Origin of the sequence: Aquimarina atlantica (genome assembly GCF_000626715.1) — a bacterium.
Classification (GTDB): Bacteria; Bacteroidota; Bacteroidia; order Flavobacteriales; family Flavobacteriaceae; genus Aquimarina; species Aquimarina atlantica.
The window spans coordinates 170,953-194,729 of record NZ_AQRA01000001.1; the positions used below are offsets into that span (position 1 = coordinate 170,953).

General features: G+C 32.3%; 21 protein-coding genes. 8 read left to right on the forward strand and 13 right to left on the reverse strand.

Features of this window, described 5'->3' with window-relative positions; genetic code table 11:
- The first annotated feature begins 302 nt into the window (after positions 1–302).
- Entirely contained in the window at positions 303–995 is a 693-nt protein-coding gene (locus ATO12_RS00760; protein WP_240486085.1) for a polysaccharide biosynthesis/export family protein, read from the forward strand.
- A gap of 7 nt (positions 996–1,002) precedes the next feature.
- Positions 1,003–3,363, forward strand: coding sequence for a GumC family protein (locus tag ATO12_RS00765; protein WP_081801933.1), 2,361 nt, complete (start codon positions 1,003–1,005; stop codon positions 3,361–3,363).
- Here the strand turns inward: ATO12_RS00765 and ATO12_RS00770 are convergent.
- From ATO12_RS00770 to ATO12_RS00790, 5 genes are all read right to left on the reverse strand, one after another.
- Positions 3,360–4,097 carry a tyrosine-protein phosphatase gene (locus ATO12_RS00770; protein ID WP_034237744.1) on the reverse strand — a complete coding sequence of 246 codons (738 nt, stop codon included), beginning with the start codon at positions 4,095–4,097 and terminating at the stop codon, positions 3,360–3,362. The genes ATO12_RS00765 and ATO12_RS00770 overlap by 4 nt on opposite strands.
- Before the next feature lie 168 nt (positions 4,098–4,265).
- The gene (locus tag ATO12_RS00775; protein ID WP_034237747.1) at positions 4,266–5,000 is read right to left on the reverse strand and encodes a head GIN domain-containing protein; all 735 of its coding nucleotides are present in this window, start codon (positions 4,998–5,000) and stop codon (positions 4,266–4,268) included.
- A 29-nt stretch (positions 5,001–5,029) separates the two neighbouring features.
- Positions 5,030–6,121, reverse strand: coding sequence for a DUF4097 family beta strand repeat-containing protein (locus ATO12_RS00780; protein ID WP_034239087.1), 1,092 nt, complete (start codon positions 6,119–6,121; stop codon positions 5,030–5,032).
- The gene (locus ATO12_RS00785) at positions 6,102–6,662 is read right to left on the reverse strand and encodes a hypothetical protein (protein WP_034237750.1); all 561 of its coding nucleotides are present in this window, start codon (positions 6,660–6,662) and stop codon (positions 6,102–6,104) included. The genes ATO12_RS00780 and ATO12_RS00785 overlap by 20 nt, the downstream gene beginning before the upstream one ends.
- Positions 6,659–7,207, reverse strand: a complete 549-nt coding sequence (locus ATO12_RS00790) for an RNA polymerase sigma factor (RefSeq protein ID WP_034237753.1) — start codon at positions 7,205–7,207, stop codon at positions 6,659–6,661. Before ATO12_RS00790 ends, ATO12_RS00785 begins: the two co-directional genes overlap by 4 nt.
- A 220-nt stretch (positions 7,208–7,427) precedes the next feature.
- On the opposite strand from ATO12_RS00790, the gene lon reads away from it, so the two are divergent.
- On the forward strand, positions 7,428–9,878 hold the full coding sequence (gene lon / locus ATO12_RS00795; protein WP_034237755.1) for an endopeptidase La: 2,451 nt from the start codon (positions 7,428–7,430) through the stop codon (positions 9,876–9,878).
- Positions 9,879–9,948: 70 nt separating this feature from the next.
- Here the strand turns inward: lon and mreB are convergent, their stop codons facing one another.
- The gene (gene mreB / locus ATO12_RS00800) at positions 9,949–10,986 is read right to left on the reverse strand and encodes a rod shape-determining protein (protein WP_034237757.1); all 1,038 of its coding nucleotides are present in this window, start codon (positions 10,984–10,986) and stop codon (positions 9,949–9,951) included.
- A 325-nt stretch (positions 10,987–11,311) separates the two neighbouring features.
- Here mreB and cmk point away from each other — a divergent pair, with 325 nt between their 5' ends.
- Positions 11,312–12,013, forward strand: coding sequence for a (d)CMP kinase (gene cmk, locus ATO12_RS00805; RefSeq protein ID WP_034237759.1), 702 nt, complete (start codon positions 11,312–11,314; stop codon positions 12,011–12,013).
- On the opposite strand, the gene ATO12_RS00810 is transcribed toward cmk, so the two are convergent.
- The 3 genes from ATO12_RS00810 to ATO12_RS00820 form a co-directional block, all read right to left on the reverse strand.
- Positions 12,010–12,378, reverse strand: coding sequence for a hypothetical protein (locus ATO12_RS00810; protein ID WP_034237770.1), 369 nt, complete (start codon positions 12,376–12,378; stop codon positions 12,010–12,012). The genes cmk and ATO12_RS00810 overlap by 4 nt on opposite strands.
- A gap of 197 nt (positions 12,379–12,575) precedes the next feature.
- A complete protein-coding gene (locus ATO12_RS24510; RefSeq protein WP_051575510.1) occupies positions 12,576–15,893 on the reverse strand; it encodes a reprolysin-like metallopeptidase in 3,318 nt (1,105 codons plus the stop codon).
- A gap of 291 nt (positions 15,894–16,184) precedes the next feature.
- Positions 16,185–16,562, reverse strand: coding sequence for a LysM peptidoglycan-binding domain-containing protein (locus ATO12_RS00820; RefSeq protein ID WP_034237773.1), 378 nt, complete (start codon positions 16,560–16,562; stop codon positions 16,185–16,187).
- Positions 16,563–16,712: 150 nt separating this feature from the next.
- Between ATO12_RS00820 and ATO12_RS00825 the strand changes: the two genes are divergently transcribed.
- The 4 genes from ATO12_RS00825 (at position 16,713) to ATO12_RS00840 (ending at position 20,171) form a co-directional block, all read left to right on the forward strand.
- A complete protein-coding gene (locus ATO12_RS00825) occupies positions 16,713–17,501 on the forward strand; it encodes a tRNA pseudouridine synthase A (RefSeq protein WP_034237775.1) in 789 nt (262 codons plus the stop codon).
- Between the two features lie 3 nt (positions 17,502–17,504).
- Positions 17,505–18,152 carry an MOSC domain-containing protein gene (locus tag ATO12_RS00830; RefSeq protein WP_034237788.1) on the forward strand — a complete coding sequence of 216 codons (648 nt, stop codon included), beginning with the start codon at positions 17,505–17,507 and terminating at the stop codon, positions 18,150–18,152.
- 3 nt (positions 18,153–18,155) lie between these two features.
- On the forward strand, positions 18,156–18,962 hold the full coding sequence (locus ATO12_RS00835; protein WP_034237790.1) for an aldose epimerase family protein: 807 nt from the start codon (positions 18,156–18,158) through the stop codon (positions 18,960–18,962).
- Between the two features lie 273 nt (positions 18,963–19,235).
- Positions 19,236–20,171 carry a hypothetical protein gene (locus tag ATO12_RS00840; RefSeq protein WP_034237793.1) on the forward strand — a complete coding sequence of 312 codons (936 nt, stop codon included), beginning with the start codon at positions 19,236–19,238 and terminating at the stop codon, positions 20,169–20,171.
- 2 nt (positions 20,172–20,173) lie between these two features.
- Here ATO12_RS00840 and recQ read toward each other — a convergent pair whose 3' ends face one another.
- The 4 genes from recQ to ATO12_RS00860 all read right to left on the reverse strand — a co-directional run bounded on the left by recQ (position 20,174) and on the right by ATO12_RS00860 (position 23,607).
- Positions 20,174–22,303: a DNA helicase RecQ gene (recQ, locus tag ATO12_RS00845; protein WP_034237796.1), complete on the reverse strand. Its 2,130-nt coding sequence runs from the start codon at positions 22,301–22,303 to the stop codon at positions 20,174–20,176.
- A gap of 145 nt (positions 22,304–22,448) precedes the next feature.
- Complete coding sequence (locus ATO12_RS00850; RefSeq protein ID WP_240486086.1) at positions 22,449–22,751, reverse strand: GNAT family N-acetyltransferase; 303 nt, start codon at positions 22,749–22,751, stop codon at positions 22,449–22,451.
- Between the two features lie 73 nt (positions 22,752–22,824).
- Positions 22,825–23,163: a hypothetical protein gene (locus tag ATO12_RS00855; protein ID WP_034237799.1), complete on the reverse strand. Its 339-nt coding sequence runs from the start codon at positions 23,161–23,163 to the stop codon at positions 22,825–22,827.
- 162 nt (positions 23,164–23,325) lie between these two features.
- On the reverse strand, positions 23,326–23,607 hold the full coding sequence (locus ATO12_RS00860) for a hypothetical protein (protein WP_034237802.1): 282 nt from the start codon (positions 23,605–23,607) through the stop codon (positions 23,326–23,328).
- Between the last annotated feature and the right edge of the window lie 170 nt (positions 23,608–23,777).

Here is a 23,777-nt window from a genome sequence, read left to right on the forward strand (position 1 = left end):
TAGTAAGGGAAAAAATACCTTCAAAAACATTTTTAGTAAGAAGAGATAGGCTTGTTTAGGGGAATAAACTTGCCTATATGCTTTATGGCGCTCTACTAGAACGCATGAAAGGAAAATAGTATAGATAAAGCAAAATCTTATTGCTAAACTAAATAAAGTTATATTTTTGTAACTCATTAAAAGGCTTACTTATAAAGTATTAAAATATGCGATGTAGATTTTTGTTATTATTTGTGGTATTAGTATCAGTTTTTTCCTGTAAAGTACCTGAAAATGTGGTTTATTTTCAAAATTCTGCAAATTTGGAGAAGATTTCTTCTACAAATTCTTTTACCTCTGTTTTTAAAGTAGATGATATCGTTGGTATACAGGTTTCTGCAGCAGATATGGATGCAGCAAGACCATTTAATTTGATGCAAAGTTCTTCTATATCACTGGGAGAAGGTGGAGGAGGAAATACAGCAAGTTCTGCCGGATCAGGTGAACCTACTTATCTAATAAATGAAGAAGGAAATATTGATTTTCCTGTTTTAGGGGAGTTAAAAATTGCTGGCTTAACTCGAATTGAGGTTAAGGAAATGATTAAAGAAAAACTAAAAATTTATATAAATGATCCTATAGTAAGTGTACGGCTTAAGAATTTTAAGATTACCGTTATGGGAGAAGTATCAAAACCTGGTTCTTATACAATACCCAACGAAAGAATTACTATTATTGAAGCCCTTGGTTTGGCAGGAGATATGACTATTAAAGGAAGAAGAGAAAACCTAATGGTTATTAGAGAAAATGAAGGAGTAAATACGTACCATCGTGTAGATCTTACTTCTAAATCAATTTTCGAATCCCCTGTATATTATCTGGCACAAAACGATGTTATTTATGTTGAACCAAATGACTCAAGAATAAAAGAATCCAAAACACGTAATAACACCCTTGGTGTCATTATTAGTATTGTTGGTGTAATTATATCGGTAGTAACTCTAGTTGTAAGATAATAAGTATATGATTTCTAATACCAATAATGCTCCTGCAAAGAATACTAATTTTGATTCGTCTTCTGGATTTAGTTTTAATCTTAGGGATCAAATTTTAAAATACCTTAAACGTTGGTATTGGTTCGTATTAAGTGTCTTTATTTTTGTTGGTTTAGCATATGTTAAAGTAAGATATACAATTCCTCAGTATAATGTTTCTTCTACTATTGCGATTTCTCAGGATGAAAGTATGAGTGAATCTGAGTTGTCAGCATTTAAAGATCTAGGGATATTGGATGATGGGCAGAATAAAATTGAAAATGAGATTCAGATTATTAGATCAAGAACATTATTGACTAATGTCGTTAATAATTTAAAACTTAATGTCCGATATTTTAGTGAAGGAAGAATTTTGGAAGTAGAGAACTACCCAAAATCACTTATCGAAATCAATTTTTTATCAGATGATTCTATTGTACATAAAAAATCAAAGGTTTTTCATGTACGAATTAATTCGGGTACTTCGTTTTCCTTTTTAGATGGAAAAGACCAAAAACTAAGCGATCACTCTTTTGGGAAAACAATTAGTACCAGCGTTGGGGATATTATTATTACACCAAGTGTAGATTCTATGGACGCTAATAGTGGTAAGATCATAAAAATTGTGATAACACCAGTAAAACTTGTTGCAGAATCTTATAGGAACAGGTTGTCTATTATACCAGGTAAAGGTTCATCAATCGTTAGATTATCATTAAACGATCCGGTAAAGGAAAAGGCAAAAGATATTATTAATAACCTTGTAGAAGAATATAACAAGGCAACTATAGAAAATAAAAAACAAGCTTCGGCAAGAACAGCAGATTTTATAAATGAGCGTTTAGAACTTATTTCAGGAGATTTGACCCAAGTAGATGATCAGGCAGCAACTTATCAATCCAGTAGAGGATTGACCAGTAGCGATGTGGCAGTTCAAGCGCAGCAATTTTCAGATTTAGATACAAAAAACTCTCAAGAAATAGCACGATTAAATACGCAGCTGTATTTTATAGAATCTATGCGAAAATTTGTACTTAGCCAGGAAGGTAAGTTTGACCTTGTGCCACAATCTAATTCTGGGTTTAGTGATCCAACAGTTGCTACTACAATATCAAGATATAATGGATTAATTCTTCAGAGGCAGCGGTTGTTAAAAAGTTCGAGTGTAAAGAATCCGGTTGTTGTAAATATAGATCAGCAAATCGGTGGATTAAGACAAGTGCTTATAGGAAGTTTAAATAGCTTAAAAAATTCTATTAATGGGCAATTGCGAAGCTTAAATACTCAGAACCAATATTTTGGAGGTCAGATATATAGTGCGCCAACGCGACAGAAAGATATTAGAGCTATTGAGAGAGAACAGACTATAAAAGAACAATTATATCTTTATCTACTTCAAAAAAGAGAAGAAGCAGAGATAAAGAGTCATATTACGCTTTCTAATGCCAGAGTGATCGACAAAGCGTCTACATTGGGATCGTATCCAGTATCTCCAAATAAGAAAACCATATATGCAGGAGCTTTCTTTCTTGGTTTGATATTACCTTTTCTTATTATTTATACTTCAGATTTGTTGAATGTAAAAGTAAGCTCTAGAGAAGATCTCGAAAAAGTACTTTCTATGCCAATTATTGGATCTATACCAAAGGTGAAATCTAAAAATAAAATCATGATTTCGCAAAATGACAGATCAGGAATAGCAGAAGCATTTAGGATCTTAAGAACAAACTTAGATTTCTTAATGGCAGGGATTAACAAAACTAAAGGAAAAGTTATTTTTGTTACATCTACTATTTCTGGAGAAGGAAAGACTTTAATCTCCTCAAATTTGGCTAAAACTTTGGCTATTTCAGGAAAAAAAGTAGCCTTTTTAGGTACAGATTTAAGAGATCCAAAATTGCATAAGTTTTTTGATCTGCCTAATGGGAAAGATTCTAAAGGACTTACTAATTTTATAATGAATGATGAGTTAACTCCAGAAGATATCATATATAAATATAAAAAAGAAGATGCATTTGATATTATACCATCTGGAGCAATACCACCTAACCCTGCAGAACTTTTAATGCAGGAAAGAGTAGATGTAATGTTTAAGTATCTAGAAGAACATTATGATTATATCATTGTAGATACTGCTCCTGTTAGCCTTGTAACCGATACACTTTTAATAGCAAAGCATGCAGATTTAAGTATTTATATTGTAAGAGAAAATTACTCTGATAAAAGAGTATTACAGGTTCCGGAAAATTTCTATATAGAAAAACGTTTACCAAATATTGCAGTTTTACTTAATGCTGCTGGTAATAAGACGGGGTATAATTATGGGTATGGTTACGGAAAAAAGAATTAAGAAAATTCGATATTATTTTTCATTAATGAAGTAATCTTTTTAGCAATTTTAAACTCAAATCCCTTTTCTAAGACTTCTAATTGATGATAGTTGTGTACGTCTGTACCTGTAAAGTCTATATATCCTTGATCTATCATTTTTTTGGCAAAGGATTTTATTTGCTCACCGTAATATCCTGATATTGATAATAGGTTAACCTGAAACAGAAACCCTGATGCTTTTAATTCATCATATTTTTTTAGGTCATCATGATAAAAAGAATATCGTTCTGGGTGTGCCAAAATAGGAATGTATCCTGCTAATTTAATTTCGAATAAAATTTCGTTTAGATTAATAGGAGGTGCAAAAGTAGACATTTCGACCAATATGTAATTTTGATGTAATGGTAAAATGTCATTGTTTTTTATACGTTCATAAAACAAATCGTCCATCATATATTCTGCACTTGCACGTAATTCTATTTTTGTTATTCCCAAAGGAACAAGAACATCTTTAAGCTTTTTTAAATTACTAGTTATAGTTTGCGAAGAATTTGGCCATATATCTTGCATTATATGAGGAGTAGTAATTACTTTTTTAAAGCCAAAATTTTCAAATTGTTCCAGGATATAACCTGATTGATAAATTGTCTTTACTCCATCATCAATACCCGGAAGCAAATGTGAATGAATATCGATGTAACCATCTGGTACAACTTCTTTAAAAGGAACATCTTTTTTTGATAAGAACCGCAATTTGATTTTTGTTTTGGGGTGAACGTAAAATAAAATATATTCGTTATAATAACATTATTAGTGCATTATAGCAAATAAAATGTAAAAATATAGATTTATTATACATAAAAAACTGTTTAAGAACAGAGATTCTTAAACAGTTTAATATAATTAATAGTTATCTTACTACTATCTTTTTGTAATATCTCCTGATCCAGATACCTTTTTATCTTCTTTTTGAGGGTCTCCTTTATAAAATATATCACCAGATCCTGATACACGAGCTTTTAAGTAGGTAGTTGCCATTACTTCGATGTCTCCAGAACCAGATACGGTTGCTGTTACATTTTTTGCATTTAACTCATACGCAGAAAGGTCTCCAGACCCAGATACGTTTCCGTTAAAACTACCGGCACTTCCTTTTAAAGCCAAATCACCAGAACCAGATACTTGTCCCCATATGTTTTCGGCATCTACAACAAGCTGAACATCACCAGATCCGGATACTCCGGTTTTAAAATCAGAAGCTTTAATTGTATCAGAACTATATACATCACCTGATCCTGATAGTGTAACCTGAGTTAGATCTTTAAAAGGAACCGTAATAATTAATTTTTTTCCTCTAGACGGCTTTAGATAATATCCTCTTTTTACATAAATCTTAAGAGCATCTCCTTCGACTTCGGTTACTATATAATCTATAAGATTGCTTTCTCCTTTGATTGTAATCTTTCCTTCTGTTCCTGATATTAAAGATACATCCAGGCTTCCTTTTACTTTTACTTGATCATAATCAGATGTCGTTCTATTTTTGGTAACAGAATCACCATTACCATTGATTTTTTTTCCATTTCCCCACCATTGTGCCTGTAAAGAAGTGATACTGCATAATGTAAGTCCTATAATAAATGCTGCTGTTCTCATTGTATTGATGTATTAATGTTTTGTATGTATTAGTTTTTTCTTAGTTTGATTCCACCATAGCTAGAGGTTATATTAATTGTTTTCCCGCTATTAGCCTGGCCATTATATCCTTGATAATCTTTTTTAGAGCTCTTAACGTATTTCTTTTGCACATTAATACCGTCATCTAGTTTTATACCTCCATATGAAGTCTTGATTGCAAAATCAAAAGTACATCCATCTTCATATCCGATATTAACACTGGTATAATCTGTTTTGATTGTTACACTTTTGAAGGTTGGTTGTAGCGAACGGACTTCGATGGATCCATAATCAGAGTCGATACTTAGTTCTTCAGAAATACTTCCAAATTTTGTATTTACATAGTCTGAAACACCTATTATTTTTCCTCCATTTTCTATTCGAATCCCACCATAATCACAATTATAATTTAGACTTTTTATAGATTTGAATTTTGATTGTGTATAATCTGCATTCAGATCAATTCTATCCCCATTACCAACTTCAAAATCAGAATAATCTGCGTTGATTTTTCCATTTTTCATATAAGAGATAGTACTGTTATTGGTATAATCTATATTTACATAGTTGTTATCGCCTAATAATTCTCCGATAATAATTTGGCCATAATCGCAATTGATTTTAGCATTACCTTTTATTTTATCTAAGGTGATGCTTCCGTAATCATTATTAAAATCGACACTATTAGTTACAGGAACTTTTACCGAATAGTTGATTTTCATATTCATATTGTTGTTCCATCCACTAGTCCATTTATCCCACCAGGAACTATTGTTTTTGTTAAAAATGGTTTTGGCACTAACCATTTGAGAGGAAGAATCAAACTCGACATCGATAGATTCTAGTTTTTTGATTACTTTTTCTTCATTATTTCCGCTTACTTTGATCGTAATTTCCATAACGATTCGGTTTTCATTCCAGGAAGTAATATCCAGGTTGCCATAATCATTACTAATTTTTAATAAAGCATCTGCGTTAACCGAGAAGTCTTTTTTTAATGTTTTTTCTTTGGTATATTTTCCTTTCAGATCTCCATTATTAGCTAATGCCAATGTAGGAATCATGAACAAGAGGAGCATATTATAGTATAAAGTTTTCATTTTCTGATAATTTAAATTCATTAATGCTGTTAATTTTTTGTAGTACCTCGTCTAATAAATTTGCACGTTTCTGAAAGTTTTTAATCATAGCACTAATTACACGTTTATCGTTTCCACTATGAAAAAGATCTTTTTTTAGTATTTCATAATCAGATTCTAGCTTTTCTAATTGATTCATAGCATCCAAAACCAATTCTTTGGTTTCTGCAGAAGAAACTTTATCGATTTCTTCGAGTTGCAATTGAATGGCAGAGGTAAAAAAGCTTTGAGTTTCCTTCATTTGGGGAGATACATTTGCCAGATCTACTTCTTCTGTTGGATTAAACATAAAAGTCATTGCTGCCATTCCAAATAGTATAGCAATCGAAGCAGCTATTGCAAGTGGCTTAAACCAATTTACCTTTTTGGGCTGTAGCTGTACAACTTTGTTTTGTTGCTGCAACTTTTCTAAAAACCGCATTTGGTGATTAGCAGAAGGTTCATGTATGTCTAATTGATCTTGCATACGTTTAAATAACTTTTCTATTTTATCGGTATTCATACAAATTGTAATTTTTTTCGTAAGCTTTCTTTTGCGCGCGAAATAAGCGTACGACAATTAGAATATGATATATTCATAATTTGACAGATTTCTTCATAATCATACCCTTCTATAAGGTGTAATGATAATGCAGTACTATAACTGTCTTTAAGCTGAGTTAGTGTATTTAGCACTGTTTTTACTTTAACAGAAGCAAGGTCTTCTTCTACAATTCCGTCGCTATCTGTAAGAGCATACTCAACAGTTTCCAGAGCTATTTCACGATGAACATCTTTTTTACGTGATGCGGTTAAACTGGCATTAATTACTATCCTTTTTAACCAAGCCCCAAACATGTTATTGTCTTCTAGCATTGATAGTTTTGTAAAAGCGGTTAAAAAAGCTTCTTGCATAATATCTTCAGCTTCTGCTGTGTCCTTTATGATTCTCAATGCTGTATTGTACATTGCCTTATAATAACGATTATACGTTTCGAGCTGCGCATTTTGATCTCGCTCGCGACATTTCGCAATTAATTGCTCTGTATTTAGTTGGGTTAGTGACAAAAAAATAATTTACTTTAACATAAAGATATATATTGTAACGCTTTGTTACAGTTTTTTAATTTTTTTTTAAAAACTTGTGGCATAACAATTGAAATATAAATAGTGAATCTATTATAAAGCCCTTGTTTTAATGGACTTTATATGGTTTTTAATCAGTTTCATTAAATTCTAAAAAAAATGTTGTTTTGTTGTGATGACAAAATGACTTTGATATATACTTATGGCTAAAAGCAAATTTACAACACTTGACAGTTTGTCATTTCAAGGGATAGATGAAGATGCAGAATTAATTCCTTTAATGACGCCAGAAGATGAAGAAGAAATAGACAAAGAAGATTTACCCGAAATATTACCGATATTACCTTTAAGAAATACCGTACTATTTCCTGGAGTGGTTATTCCTATTACTGCAGGAAGAGATAAATCGATTAAACTTCTTAACGAAGCCAATAATGGTAATAAAACAATTGGAGTAGTTTCTCAGAAAGAAGAGGGTATAGAAAACCCATCCTTAAAAGATATTAATAGAGTAGGTGTAGTAGCACGTATTCTAAGGGTTTTAAAAATGCCCGATGGAAATACTACGGTAATATTACAAGGAAAAAAACGGTTTCATATAGATGAAGTTGTAGAAGAAGTACCTTATATTAAAGCCAAGGTTAGAGAAGTTCCCGAAGCAAGACCGGCAAAAGAGAATAAAGAATTTAGTGCTATAATCGATTCGATCAAAGATTTGGCTCTAGAAATTATAAAAGAAAGTCCTACAATACCTTCTGAAGCTTCGTTTGCTATAAAGAATATAGAAAGTAATTCTTTTCTTATCAATTTTGTGTCATCTAATTTAAACCTCCCCGTAGAGGAGAAACAAAAATTACTAGAGATTAATGACCTTAAGAAAAGAGCATTAGCTACTTTAAAATATATGAATGTTGAGTTTCAGAAACTGGAACTTAAAAATGTCATTCAAAGTAAGGTTCAGCATGACATGAGTCAGCAACAACGAGAATATTTCTTACATCAACAGATGAAAACCATACAAGAAGAACTTGGTGGTGTTTCTCATGAAGATGAAATTGAAGAAATGCGAGTACGTAGCAAGGATAAGAAATGGGACGAAAAAGTAAAAAAACACTTTGATAAAGAGCTGTCCAAAATGCAACGTATGAATCCTCAGGTTGCAGAATATTCTATACAACGTAATTATTTAGATCTATTTCTGGATTTACCCTGGAATGAGTTTAGTACAGACAAATTTGATCTGAAACGAGCTATGAAGATTTTGGATAGAGATCATTATGGTTTAGATGAAGTAAAGCGCCGAATTATAGAGTATCTCGCAGTACTAAAACTGCGTAATGATATGAAATCCCCGATATTATGTTTATATGGCCCTCCTGGGGTTGGTAAAACTTCATTAGGAAAATCTATTGCAGAAGCGCTGGGAAGAGAATATGTAAGAATATCATTAGGGGGATTGCGTGATGAAGCAGAAATAAGAGGGCATCGAAAAACATATATAGGAGCGATGCCTGGTAGAATCATCCAAAGTCTTAAAAAGGCAGGAACCAGTAACCCTGTATTTGTGTTAGACGAAATAGATAAATTATCAGTCGGTAATCAAGGTGACCCATCTTCTGCTTTATTAGAAGTTTTGGATCCCGAACAGAATTCTGAATTTCATGATAATTTCCTCGAAATGGGATTTGACCTTTCTAAAGTAATGTTTATAGCTACTTCTAATAGTTTGGCGACAATTCAACCTGCACTTAGAGATCGTATGGAGGTCATTAATGTTACGGGATATACAATTGAGGAAAAAATAGAGATCGCCAAGCAACATTTGTTACCAAAACAGTTAGAAGAACACGGGTTAGATAAGTCTCATATTAAGATAGGAAAACAACAACTGGAAAAAATAGTCGAAGGATATACAAGAGAATCTGGAGTACGAGGCCTGGAAAAGCAAATTGCTAAAATGGTACGTTATGCTGCGAAGAATATAGCAATGGAGGAGGAGTATAATGTGAAAATTACTAATGAAGATATTGTAGAAGTTCTTGGAGCACCAAAATTAGAACGTGATAAGTATGAAAATAATGATGTTGCTGGTGTAGTAACAGGGCTTGCATGGACAAGCGTAGGAGGAGATATTCTATTTATAGAATCCATTCTGTCTAAAGGAAAAGGAAATCTAACGATTACTGGGAACTTAGGAAAAGTGATGAAAGAATCTGCTACCATTGCTATGGAATATATTAAAGCTAATGCAACAGAATTGGGTATTAATCCAGATATCTTTGAAACGTATAATGTACACATACATGTGCCAGAAGGAGCTACACCAAAAGATGGTCCTAGTGCTGGTGTTACAATGTTAACATCTCTGGTTTCTTTATTTACACAACGTAAAGTTAAGAAAAGCCTGGCGATGACAGGAGAGATTACACTACGCGGAAAAGTATTACCTGTTGGTGGAATTAAAGAAAAGATCCTTGCAGCAAAAAGAGCACATATAAAAGAGATATTACTTTGCGAAGATAATAGAAGAGATATTAATGAAATTAAAGAAGAATATTTAAAAGGACTTAAATTTCATTATGTTAAGGATATGGAAGATGTATTAAAACTTGCAATTACTAATACCAAGGTTAAGAACGCAAAGAAATTATAAGAATATAGTTATCGTCTTAACATGATTATAAAAACAAAGCAGCATTTTTAAATGCTGCTTTGTTTTTAAGTTATCTTCTCTTTTTAATCAGGACATCTTTATATAATTCCATGTTTTTTAAAACAATATCACTTCCTTTTACCACAGTTTTTAGTGGCTGGTCCCCAAGATGTACAGGGAGTTCTGTAGCTCTAGATAATCTATCATCTAATCCTCTTAACATTGATCCTCCACCTGTTAAATAGATCCCAGAATTGTAAATATCAGCAGAGATCTCTGGAGGAATTTCAGAAAGTGTTTCCATAATTGCATTTTCTATCTGAATGATAGATTTATCCAGGCTTTTTTCAATCTCTTTATATGATAATTGTATTTGTTTAGGTTTTCCGGTAAGAATATCTCTTCCTTCTACCTGCATTTTTTCTGGTGGTGATGCTAAGGTATCAATAGCAGAACCGATCTTAATTTTTATTTTCTCTGCCATAGATTCGCCAATATGTAGATTTCGAGATTCTCGAACATATTGAGTAATATCCTCATTAAAAACATTTCCGGCAATTTTTACAGATTGTCCACTAATTATTCTACCCAAAGAGATTACTGCAATTTCTGTAGTTCCTCCACCTATATCTACGACCATGTTTCCTTTAGGTTCTAAAACATCTATTCCTCCGCCTATAGCAGCAGCTATAGGTTCTGGTATGAGAAATATATTTTTTGCATTAAGTCGTTTTGCAGACTCTTGCACAGCTCTCATTTCGACCTCTGTACTTCCGCAGGGTATAGATATAATCATATTATAAGAAGTAGAAAAAGCAGAAGTATTAAAAACAGATAATCCTTTTATAAATGTTTTGAGCATTTTCTCTGCCGCATCAAAATTAGAAATAACACCATTGTTAAACGGAGATATTGTTTTTATGTTCTTGTTAATTTTGCCACGCATCATACCCGCTTCTTTGCCTACTGCAATAATTTTTCCGGTAATTTGATGAATTGATATGATAGAAGGGTTGTCTACTGCTATTTTTCCTTTGTAGGTAATAAGCGTATTTGAGGTGCCAAGATCTATTGCTATTTTTTCGTTTAAAAAATCAAAAAAGCCCATGATTTGTGTGTACTTATTAGGTTAATATGTGATGATTTAAGGTGTAATAAAGTAGCTTACATTCATGCTGTTATGGTTTAAAGGTAAATAACTTCGATAAAACGTAATTATTGTATTCATCAATAAGTTTTACATTATTTGTTATAGTGTCAAAAGATTATTTGCCTTTGCTGTTGCACAGTAGTCCTGTATATTTTGATAAGTAATTTGTGGGATATCATAAGATATAATTATTTCATTGATAATAACTTTTTTTGTATAATCTGTATTTTCCAAATAGTTTGGTTTATTTTTGATTTTTAATACAAATAGTATTTCTCATAAATTGGAAGACAATAAGATAATAATAGCTATAGATGGACATTCTTCTACAGGAAAAAGTACCGTCGCGAAACAATTGGCGAAAGCATTAGGATATATTTATGTAGATACTGGAGCAATGTATCGAGCTGTTTCTTTATATGCAATGAGGAAAAAAATTATTGATGAGTTTCATTTTGATCAGGAAGCACTAGAAAAGGACCTTCCCGAAATAGATCTCAGATTTAAGATAAACCCCGAAACTGGTCTGGCAGAAATCTTACTTAATGGAGAAAATGTAGAAAGAGAAATCAGGACACTTAGCGTTTCTAAGTATGTAAGCAAAATTGCTGCAATCTCTAGTGTTCGCAAAAAATTAGTCGAACAACAACAAAAAATGGGAGTAGATAAAGGGATTGTTATGGATGGAAGAGATATAGGAACTGTTGTTTTTCCGAATGCCGAACTTAAACTATTCATGACCGCAACTGCTAAGGATCGTGCAGAACGTAGATTTATAGAACTAAGAGAAAGGGGAGAAGATGTAACTTATGAAGATGTTTTAAAAAATGTTGTAAATCGAGATCATATAGATAGTACACGAAAAGACTCACCTCTTAGGAAAGCAGAAGATGCAATCAAAATTGATAATTCTAATCTTACCTTAAAAGAGCAATTTGAACAAATTCTACAACTTGCTAAAACTACTGTTATTACTGCTACTTAATTTCTTGGAGCAACAAGAGAACCCGAGATATTATTTTTCTCTAAATTTAAATCAGAAAGCTCACGAGATTCATATAACTTCATTTCTTCTTTTACCCATTCGATTAATTGAATATACTCTTCATCATTACTAAGAATAAGAACACGATTTAATCGTAAAAGATGATGATTAGCATATTGCTTGTATTTTTTTATTGTAGTGTCAGAAACTGAATAAAATGGTTTGTCAACCAAGATTTTATATTGTTTTCCGTTATTCATTACTATTTGATCCTTATGCTCATATATAATCCTTGTTTTGGATAAGGATTGTGCGTAATTATGTAATGAAATAAATAAGAAAACTAAAAGTAATAATTTTTTCATATAAATATTCTATCGATTTGGACAGCAAAAATACGGTAAAACCGTAAAAATACAAGATTTTATATGGCTTAGATCGTTGTTTTTTCGATGAAATGCATGATTTTACCATTGAACTTACTTAAAAAAGAAAAAAAGCCATTAAAAAATACTTTTTAATGGCTTTTTATTCATGTTTTGATCACTAAAATGATTCGTAATTAGTTCATAATTAGTTTGTGAACCGATGTTTTATGATCAGTCTTTAGTTTTACCAGATATACACCATTGGCAAGATTACCTGGGTTAAATGATTTATTAGTTACATTACCATTTTTATATACACTTCTTCCAAATAGATCAAAAATGATAACCGAAATATTATCTGTTGGAGCAGTAACTCTAAGGATAGTGTTAGTACCACTTACTACTGGATTTGGTGCTATAGAAACCTGAGAAGCTTTTGTAGTATTAAAACTCTCTACTGTTACACCTCTGGCAGTACCACCTATTGTAAATGAAGTGTTTTCTGAACTACCAAAAGAACCACCAGATGCTAATGTTGTACTACCTGCTGTTAATGAGTACGACCCGTTACCATATTGACAGCAAATACCATCTCCATAAGTATCACTTATTGTAAATGTGTAAGTACCAGCAGCCAAACACTCTGTAAGAGTTAATGTAGAACCATCGGCCTGAGAACCATATGTTCCTCCAGAAGCTACAACTTGATTACTACTATTAGTAATTTGCCAGCTTGTCTCTTCTGGGTAATTATCAAATGTAATAGATAAGTTTACATCGGTACAAGAAGGAGTTGTTCCTGTAGTTAGTTTAACATCGTCAAAAGTAATATCACCACTCCAAGATGTACTGGTAATACCATTAAACCTTAATTTTACTGTAGCTCCGGTATAAGATGCTAAATCAACACTTGCTGATTTCCAGGAATTACCTTGATTACCAGATTTAGTCCATAAAGAAGTCCAATTAGATCCATTATCTGTACTGGCCTCTAGTGTTAATGTTCCTATACTGGTACCATACATATGATACTGAAAAGTAAATGTTGCTTGAGACTCAGCACTAAGGTCAAAACAGGGAGAGTTTAATATTGCTCTTTTGTTAGGGAATCCCGAGCCGTTTCCAGAAGCTTCTGTATATACATAGTATGTGCCTTCTGCCGCACTCGATGGCCCCGTGTTATTTGATGGAGTTCCATTAGCGTCTATAGTCCAGTTAATATCATCACTAGTATCTTGAGACCATGCTCCAAGCGTATTTTCGAATCCTTCAGCATAAGGGAAAGACGAAATCTCTCCTGTACATCCTCCACCAGTATTTCCTGGTAGTGTAGTTGCTGTTGCAGTATTACTAAAACCAGATTGGTTTCCTGCAGCATCTTTAGCTTTTACTCTAAACGAATATGATGTATTTGCAGATAGTCCTGTAGCCTGGTAGGTTGTAGTTGTAGCTGTTCCTATAACTGTATTTCCTTGGTAAACATCGTATCCAGTTACTCCAACATTATCTGTAGAAGCGTTCCAGGATAGATCAATAGTAGTTTGCGTTGCGTTAGAGGTAGCCAAACTTGCAGGAGTTGTAGGTGCTTGTGTGTCTCCACCTGTTCCTCCGGTAATTTCGAAGTTGGTATTAGAGATGTCAAAGAATATGTTTCCAGATCCTCTTACCATGATTCTGTTTTGTGTTCCTTGAGAATTTGGAACCGTTATACTATGAGAACCATCGTTTGGTACTGCTGTAGCGATAACAGTTGGATATGTATTTCCTCCATCTGTAGATAATAAAATATCTACATTAGCAGCATTAATTCCATTTCCAGTTGTACCAGCAACATCCCAGGTTACAGTTTGCGTAGAACCTGCAGACCAGCTAACATTAGTATTAGGAGTGTTAACTACAAAAGGCCCAGCAGAAGCAGTAACATTAACTTTCATGTTATCACTATTATTTGCTCCACCACCAGCTTTGTTATCTCTAACGGTTAATCTAAAGTTTAAAGCTCTCGTTACATCTGGTACAGCTTCCCATTTCCATGAGGTAGCACCAGTTTTAATAGTTTGTAATCTTGGAAAATATCTTTGATTAGATGCAGTAGGAGTATAAGATCTGAAAGCAACACCAGAAGTTACAGTTGGTCCAGGATATGTTCCTACACGATTATCCATTTGTTCCCAGCAGTAAGTAAGTGCATCTCCACTATTAGCATCAGTACCTTGGCCAGTTAATACAAATGCAGTTCCTTTAGGAATAGTATAATCTGCTCCTGCATTTGCAGTAGGAACAGCATTACCTGTATTAGTATTGGTCTGACAGCTTGTTGATTTTACATAATTTGTAATCTGCTGGATTGTTGCTGCGTGAAAATAAGGATCACTATTCTGTTGTACATCTGTAGCACCAGTAATTCCTGCATACCCCATTATAGTAGTACCACTTCCTGGTTCCATTTGCACGTTTGTTCCTTCACTACGGAATGTATACGTATGATTTCCTCCAAATTGATGTCCCATTTCATGCGCTACATAGTCTACATCATAAATATCTCCCTGTGGTGTATTTCTTGAAGAAAACGCACTCCCTTTTTTTCCATCTACACATACACATCCGATACATCCTGCATTACCATTTTTTGGAGCAAGAACAAATACATGACCAATATCATAATTAGCTTCTCCAATTACACTCGTTAATGTAGATTGTAACTGGCTGTTATAGCTTCCTGTATATGGGTCTGTATTTGCGTTGGTATAAACAACATCGTCATTATTCGCAATAAGAACCATTGTTACCCCAAAGTCTGTTTCATATATCCCGTTTACACGAGTCATAGTAGCGTTAATTGCAGCCATAGCGCCTGCTTTAGTACCTCCGTGAAATTGAGCATACTCTCCGGTAGTAGAAACAGCTAATCTATATGTTCTTAAAACACCATCATCAGCATTTTTTTGATTGTTTGCACCGTGAGAAAAATTGGGTGTATTCTCATCTACAGAACAATTTAATCTGTCAGTAGTACCTGATCTCTGATCCCTAGAGTAAATAGTATATACAGAACCACTTGTTGTATAAGGCTCTATAAATACAGTTTTAGAATTACCAGATAGGCGCATACTTTGTAATCCAGAAGGAGCAACACTAAATCTGATTGTAGCTGTTGGATCATCAATTCCCTGACCAGCATACGATTTAATTTCGGGATATTTAGCTGCAAGATCTGGGTGCATTACAGGAGCTTCTACTATTCTAAAAGATTCCATAATACCTTGTTCATTAGGGAACTGCATAACAACAGCAGAGCCATTTGATGATTTTCCTCGTAATTGAGAATTCTGAAGTGCTTTTTTCAGAGTTTCGATATTAAGATCAAAAAGAGTGTTTGATGGTAGATCTGTCTTTGTCTTTATAACATTAAGACTTTTTGAAGAACTTGTTCTTTGCCAAGGGTTAGTACCTTGTGCGCATACGTGGGCTACAATAAATAAGCCCACGAATAAAAATAATCGCAGTTTCATATAAGTTGAGTTTGAGTTAGGCGCCAAAAGTAAAAATATTATCTTAATTTTTATTAAATGTTTGAGGATTTGTTAGTATTTAGTTAATATTTATGGTTTATACGTAATTTGATAACGGTTTTAATAAAGAGTTTTGCGAGAAATGCGACCTTGTAAAAGGTATTTGGTATTCAAAATTTAGAAAAACTCATTTTTAGGAAGGAGAATTTATTAAAGAAGTAAGTTTTAAATATGGGAATAAAAAAAGACCACTATAATTAGTGGTCTTTTTTATTTTAAATATATATGATATTATAAATTAGGAATAACAAGTTCCTGGTCTGGGTGAATAACGTCAGGATTTTTAAGAATATTTGTATTTGCTTCAAAAATAGCTTTGTATTTCATTGGATCACCATAATAGTGCTTTGCAATTTTGCTTAATGACTCACCACTTTTTACTGTATGTCTATGGTACACAGATGTGTCAGCAACTTTGATGTCTGCCATGATATCAGAAGGAGATTCTCCACCTATTTCTTTTATTTTATCCCAAAGTTGATTTTTTTCATACTGCGTTTTTGCAGTACCTTTTATCTTAAGAGTTCCATTTTCTTCAGATACATCACCATCCTGGATATTTAATTCTTGTCCTAAATCCAGAACACTTTGATATTTTGACTTCACCATAACTAAGTTGATTTTAAATTATTAATTAGCTTTACCCAAATATAACAAATAATAGAATGGTGTTCACATAATTTTAGGATTAAAAATTGATCAATTATCGTTGAAATGCATAATTTATCTATATCTGAACACTTTTTAATACAGTATTCAATGTTCCGTAAGCGTTATTATTATATCATTCAGTTACAATACCTCGGTTTTAGATATCATGGTTGGCAGAAACAACCTACAGTAAATACTCTTCAGCGAATGGTAGAACGAACAATTGCTTTTGTTCTCGAACATAAAGATTTTAAGGTTTTGGCTACAGGAAGAACAGATGCTAAGGTATCGGCTAATCAAACCTATATTGAGTTGTTTGTAGACCATCAACCTTTGGATATCGAGACTTTTTATCCATTATTGAATCAAAACCTTCCTCAGGATATTAGGGCTTTGGGTATTGAAGAAACTAATGAGCAGTTTAATATCATTCAATCTTCAAAGAGTAAAGAGTATTTGTATTTATTCTCCTTTGGAGAGAAATTTCATCCTTTTTGTGCCCCGTTTATGTACAATATTGCAGAAGATCTTAATATAAATTTAATGCAAGAAGCTGCTGCTTTATTTGTAGGAAAACACAATTTTAGATCATATTGCCATAGGCCTACAAAAAATACAATTTTAGAAGGTGAAATAACACATTGTGAAATTGAAAAAAATGAAGTGTATACTGCTAGTTTTTTCCCAAAAGAAAGTTATCTTTTACGAGTAAAAGGCGAAGGGTTTAAAAGAAATCAGATTCGCTTAATGATGGGAGTATTATTGGATTTAGGAAAAGGAAAAATAAACCTTGATTTCATTAGACAAACCCTTGATTCTGAATCAGAAGAAATTGTATTAGAACATATAGTTCCGGGTTCTGGGTTAATATTAAACTCTGTTGAATTTAAAACATAAACTATGAAAGTTTTATCTACTAATATTGCAACTCCGCGCAATATACTTTGGAAAGGAAGAGAAGAGAAAACGGGAATCTATAAACTTCCGGTAGAAGATCCTATATATTTAGAGAAAGAAGATGTTCGAAATGACCATGTTATAGATAGAAAGTATCATGGAGGCGTTGACAAAGCCTGTTATTTGTATTCTGCAGATCATTATCCTTATTGGAAAACAAAATACCCTGATTTAGAATGGAAGTACGGAATGTTTGGTGAGAATATTACAATTGAAGGGTTTGATGAAAAAAATATAAAAATTGGATCTGTTTATCAACTTGGAAGTGCTACAATACAGATTTCACGCCCCAGACAACCTTGTTACAAATTAGGTATTCGTTTTGGTGATCAAGGAGTGTTAAAGCAAATGATAGATTCACTGCTTTCCGGAGTGTATGTACGAGTAATTCACCCAGGATCTGTTGCTGTTGGTGATGAATTACAGCTCACAAAAGAAAATGATGATGGAATATCTATTGCCGAATTAAATACTTTATTATTTCATTATGATGAAAACACACACTTAGAACTCGCTAAAAAAGCACTTAGTGATATTTTGGTTTCTGATAGTGATAAAAAATATTTTAGAAAAAAAATAAAAGCTTACTAGCATATGCCAGATAAGACAAGATTGCATAGCCCCGATAAAAAAACTATAGTGACTATTGATAATGGTGAGTTAATAAGTTACCAGGTTGATGGTACAGAAGTAATGCACCAAAAAGGAGATTTGGGATGGGGAAACACAGAAATCGAAATGTTTCCTACGATTGGCTCGACTAAAGAAAATCAGTTTTCTGTACAAACTCCAAGAGGAGAAGCAAAACTGGATCAGCATGGGATTTTAAGGGTTATGGATTATCTTCCTATAACAATTGAGAAAAGTAGTGCTTGTTTTCATAAAAAATACATAGCTAACACCCAATTGTCTAATCATAAATTTCCTAATAAATCTACGCAACAATGGCTTAATTGGCCGTATGATTTTGAGTTTATTAAAACTTTTGAATTATCAAATGAGGCTTTAAAAATTATCTTTGAGATAAAATCAGAAAAAAATATGCCATTGATGTTGGGGTTTCATCCGGCATTTAAAATTTATGACCAGAATGTCAAAATGAAAACGACAGATCGGCACATTTCTTTGGACGCTGTCTTAAAAGCCGGAGCACCTGCTTTTTTATTAGAAAACTGTAAAGAGGTAGTTCTTACCAACAATGGTAATCTTACTGTTACTATAAATACAAATGGTTTTAGACATATAATGCTATGGAGCGAAGTAACAAATATGGTTTGTATAGAACCTATTACTTTTTATCCTGCTAGTGTTTCTGTAGATAAACTACATACAGGGTTTGATTATAGTTCGGGGTATGAAAAATATGAGGTTGTTATTTCTGTAAAATCCAATTCTAATTAGTCTCCATTTTTTTACTTTTAAATAGGTCATCAAAAATTGCGAATCATAATTTTTGAATGGTAAAATACAATTAATTCATAAAATTTTAGTTACTATAGGGTTGATTCTTAAAAAATTAAAGTTTTATTAACGCCCCAAAATTTTATAATAGAGATCACTCTATAATTGTAAATATTTTAGTTTAACTATTTCAAGAGTCTTAATTATGATACGTTACAATTTGTAATGATCATATGATAGACCATATAAAGTAATAACACAAACTCAGTACTTTTGAAAAGGGGCTTTTACATATTAATTTTAGTCTATACTATTTTTCTATCCTGTAGTAATGATGATAAACTTTTAGAAGATAAATATGTTCGTGGTGTTCGGCTAACTAATAATTATGCAGAAAAAACAAATGATGATACCTTTTTAAGATATATACTTAATGATGATTATATAATTACAGGAGTACATAAAGTTAAAATAAAACCAAGTGTCTCAAAAAAAGAAGATACTATACTAACAAAGAGAGAAAAATCACCAGGAAAAAAAGCAAAGGAAAAAAGGAAAAGAATAAAGAAGAAAGAAATAGAAAGTGATTCTATCGAAATTAAATATAGAAGGTATCATTTTATTGGGTTGCCACAAGAAGTCACTAATCAAATAGTAACATTACCCAAACGAGAAGGCTTTGACAGGTTGATACAACAACAAGAAGCGACATTAGAAATATTAGAAGAAAAGTTAATAAGTAGAGAAGATATTGGTGGTAAAGTATATAAAGATATAGCGATTGACTACCTTGTACAAATTGATAATCATTTGAAATTTGTAGAGTTTTATAATGAAAGATTGTACGATGCTTATTTAAAATTGGTAATAGAAGCAAAACAACTTGATCGTTCGATAGAAGAAGAATACAATACTGTGTATGGGAGAATCAATAGCAGTACTGTTAAAGATTCTATAGATATAGAAAAACTAGTAGTTTTAGAAAAAAAATATACATCACATAAAGAACTATTAAAAACGCTCCTGGATTGGAATTTAAAGTTAGAAGATTTTCAAAACTCTACTGATGATTTTAAGATATTAAAAGATCGTAACATTGCAGAGACATTCGAGATGTACAAAAATAAAACTTCGCAAAAAGAAGTAATTCATTATTTAGAAATACGATTAGCAGATTTATTTCATAATACTATACAATCTGCAGAATAACATTAAGATTTTGAGCTTTCTTCTTCCAAAATTGTCAATGCCAATTTAATAGTATTGTACGCTATAGCGCCTTCAAAATGTTCAAAATATGGTTTTAAGGTTTCTGGATTGTCTAATTCTTTTTTTGCATTTTTTACGGCATTAATATCTTCTTTATTTACAAATTGTTTTAAATCAATACTTTCACCATTTTCATAGAGCTTCATTATATGTGAGAAGATAGTAGATTGTGCCAATTGGCGTTGCAGTGCAATTTCTTCTATAGAAAGGCCTTGTTGGTACAAGGTCAAAGTTTCTAAATGCGTATTTCCTTTTTTAGTACTTTTCTTTTTTGTCTTTTTTGTTTTTTCAGAAGAAAAATCAATAATAGCTTTAATAAATTGATACCCGTAGTTTTGCATCTTTTGTCGTCCAACTCCATTAATTTGCATAAATTCTTCATCACTCATCGGGCGAAACTTCTCCATTTCTTTAAGAGTTGCATCACTAAAAATCTGGTAGGCAGGAATACCAGCTTCTTTTGCTAATTCTAATCGCAGTTGACGTAATTTTTCGAATAGATTTGGTGCGGCTCCCTGATCTACCTGTTTTACAACAGTAGCTTGTTTTACTTTTTCAAACTCTTTTAAATGTGCCAGACTTACCTTTTCTCCTTCAAATAGTACCTTTTTAGAAAGCGAAGTAAGTTTTAATTTGTTGTTTTGATGAAAAGCAATTTCCAGGTATCCTTGATTGATTAATTGTATAATGTATTGTTGCCAATCTCTCCATGCTATATCCTTACCAATACCATATGTTTTTAAATTTTGATATTCTTTATCATATACAGCTGTATTTTGTGCCCCTCGTAATATATCAATCACAGTACCGATAGGTTCTTGTTCTTTGATTCGGGTTACTGTAGATAATGCTTTTTGGGCAATAATAGTTCCATCTATAAAGGTTGGAGGATTCTTACATACGTCACAATTACCGCAATTTTCTTCGATTAATTCTCCAAAATAACTAAGTAAAATTTTACGCCGGCAACTCAGAGAATCGGCATATTGTTTCATGCGATCCAATTTAGCTAATTGTACTTCTTGATTGCCAGCCATGTTAGCAAACTTTTGTAATTGTACCACATCTGCATAACTATGAAAGAGTAGAGTAGAAGATGGTAAATTATCTCTACCGGCACGTCCGATTTCCTGGTAATATCCTTCGATATTCTTTGGTAAATTATAATGAATCACCCAACGTACATTAGATTTGTCTATACCCATACCAAAAGCGATAGTAGCACAAACAATCTGAATAGTATCATTAATAAAACCTTCCTGCACATAAGATCGTTTTTGATGATCTACCCCTGCATGATATGCTTCTGCATTATATCCCTGATTTTGCAGTTTTTCTGATAGCATTTCGGTAGTTTTTCTACTTAAACAATAGATAATCCCACTATCATTAGGTTTGTCTTTTAGAAAGTCAATGATTTGCTCAATTCTTTTGTTTCCCGGCCGTACTTCGAGGCTAAGGTTTTTACGATCAAAAGAGGCAAGGTGTTGTTTGGCATTAGAAATATTTAACTGATCACAAATATCTTGACGCGTCGCTTTATCTGCTGTAGCTGTTAATGCAATAACCGGAGTTTTAGGAAACCTGTTTTTAAGATATCCCAGTTGCGTATATGCAGGTCTAAAATCATGACCCCAGGCAGAAATACAATGCGCTTCATCAATTGCAATTAAGCTAATTTCTATTTGAGAGAATATCACATCTAAAAACGATAAACTCTCTGGAGCGATATATAATAACTTGATTTCTTTATCCGATAATTTTTGATAAATATCCTGTTGCTCGGTTTCGGTTTGACTACTATTGATAAAAGCTGCCTTAATACCATTTGCTAATAAGCCATCTACCTGATCTTTCATTAAAGCAATTAAAGGAGAAATGACCAAAGTCACCCCAGGCAATAATAATGCTGGTAGTTGGTAACATATAGATTTACCTCCTCCTGTAGGCATAATAACAAGGTTGTCATCTCCGGCAAAAACAGAGGTAATGATATCTTGCTGTAATGGACGAAAACTGTCGTACCCAAAATATTCTTTTAAGGTATGTGAAATGAGTTGTTGATCTGGCATAACTACAAAGAAAAGAAAATAGCGTGTGAAAATGAATTTATTAATGTTCGTTACCTTTGTAAATCCACATGGGCTCGGTTTCGCCCGCTCTAACAAATCCTACTTTTTGGTAAAAATCAATTGCTTTGCCATCTGCTGTTAACATTTACATATGAAAATGACCATATTTTTCCTGCATTTTGTCCACTATCATTTTTCCAATACCTTTTCCCTGATACTCTGGATGGATAAGTAAATGAGGATAGTACACTACCAAATATCCGTCAGAAATTGCATTGCCCAGTCCAATCAAATGATCTTCGTTCCAGGCAGAAACTAATGAATGAGAATTTAGTAAGGCATTATATAATTCTTTGGGTTTATCTGCAGAACTCCATTTATTAGCTCTATACAAATCAATGATTTGCTTTAACTCTATGTTTTTTGTTTCTGAGATTTTTATTTCCATCTAAATTTTATTTACATTAGTATTCTACTCTATTATTTATTTGAGTGATAAGTATGTGATGAGTACTTTTATATCAAATCTCGATTATGGTAGATTCTCCAGAACTAAAATCGTTACAAGTCCATTGCCAAAATTCGTTCAACTTTATTTTTCCATCTTCCATATATTCAATGTATGATTTACATTTTCCGGTCATTAATTCATGTTCTTTGTTTATATGTTGATACACAAATTCTAAGTGATCATTAACCCATTTTCCTACCAAATGCCCTTTTATAATTTGACCACCATCATAATTAGCCCAAATAATGTTTTCATTTTGGTTATATCTAAAAATGGTTTCGTCTGATACTTCTCCATTATTGGTATTAGATTGTGTCTTGAATTTTTTATTATTTAAATCAATCTTCATTTTTTACTTTATTGAGTTCATGACTAACAATATACTTGATGCAAATTATTGCTGATTCTGTTTTTATAATTTAAAATTTGTCAACTAGAGGACTTCAACTTTGGGAGAAATATGTTGAAAATAGATTTTTGGAATAAAAAAGGCTATTCAGGACAAGACTACTTACGTTTCTATTAATCGATATCTTTTTCTATCAAATTCATCTTTCATTTCATTTTGATCATATATTTTCAAAAGTTCAATAAAGCCATCTTTGTGCAATTGATCTAAATCATTTTGAGAAATATCGTTTGTTGTAAAATACATCGATTCTCCATTTATTTCAATAAACCATGGCATCCACAAAACACCCCACATTTCCCAAAAATATTCAAATTCATTACTATTATTTTCCGAACACCTTTCTTTTAATTCACTCAAGAATAATTCTAAACGATCATCCATAAATAATTTGAATTATAAATATCAATTCTTATTAGTATCCTAAGGGTAATCTAAGATAATGAAATAGAAGTATATGCAATATGTCAAAACTCTAATTTTTTGACCCTATTTATTATTTTTAAGACTAAAGAAATTAAGAGTAATATGTATCTAAACTAGAAAAGCTTGCA